This window comes from Treponema sp. R80B11-R83G3 (assembly GCF_054786115.1).
Map to the genome: position 1 here is coordinate 1 of NZ_BDHF01000310.1, position 866 is coordinate 866.

The following is an 866-nucleotide window of genomic DNA, read 5'->3' on the forward strand; positions in this document are numbered from 1 at the left end:
CAAATAATGCGGGCTTTTGTAAAATTAAGGCATTATGTTCTTGCGAAAAGCGGCACAAGTGAACAAATCACAGAATTACGGAAGCTGCTCATGGTCTACATTGAAAATACTGACCATAAACTTTCAAAACATGACAAAGCAATTGAACAAATTATAATTGCTTTGAACAACCTTATTGAAAAACCTCCTGTAACAAAAAGAATAGGCTTTGGAAATTAACAATGAGCAATGTCGTAATTTGTAATTTATATAAAGTATTAATTTGTTACACGCTGTTACAATCTGATAATACGCGCGGTTGTAAGAACCTCGTATCCGTTTTCAGTCATAAGTACGTCATTTTCTAGACGGCAACCCCCAAGCAACGGGTCGTAAAGCCCCGGCTCTATCGTGAAGATCATTCCCGGCTGGAGTACCCATTCATTGTCGTTTGAGTTTCTTATTAACGGGTACTCGTGTTCCTGAAGCCCTATGCCGTGTCCAAGACCGTGGGGCATTTTTTTTCTTGATTTGGAAAAAAGCGCGTCTACTGCGGCGGCGATGTCTCTTGCCATGCATCCGTTATGTGCCATTGAAACTGCGAGCTTGGCCGCTTTTTCAGTCAGATTGACAAGCTTCTCTTGTTTTGGGTCTAAATCGCGGGCAAAAGTGAGGGTTACGTCGGTGCAGTATCCGTTGAATTTTACTCCAAAGTCAAGGATGGAAAGACCCTGTCCGCCAAAAGGAGCGCATGTCCAATTCGGGAAAGCGTGAATCGCAAAACTCCGATCTGGTCCCGCGGCAAGGGTTCCAAAACTTGTTCCCTCGCAATCCCTTCTTCGCGCCTCCACCTCAATAAACAACGCCGCGTCAGCTTCTGTTTTTAT

2 protein-coding genes are annotated in these 866 nt (G+C 43.8%); one reads left to right on the forward strand and one right to left on the reverse strand.

Annotation, left to right across the window (positions count from 1 at the left end; genetic code table 11):
- A partial coding sequence (locus tag ACYVRH_RS13525; protein ID WP_461257415.1) for a hypothetical protein occupies positions 1 to 219 on the forward strand: 219 nt, incomplete at its 5' end.
- A gap of 56 nt (positions 220 to 275) precedes the next feature.
- Here ACYVRH_RS13525 and ACYVRH_RS13530 read toward each other — a convergent pair.
- Positions 276 to 866: M24 family metallopeptidase (locus ACYVRH_RS13530; protein ID WP_461257416.1), on the reverse strand; the 591-nt coding region annotated here is incomplete at its 5' end.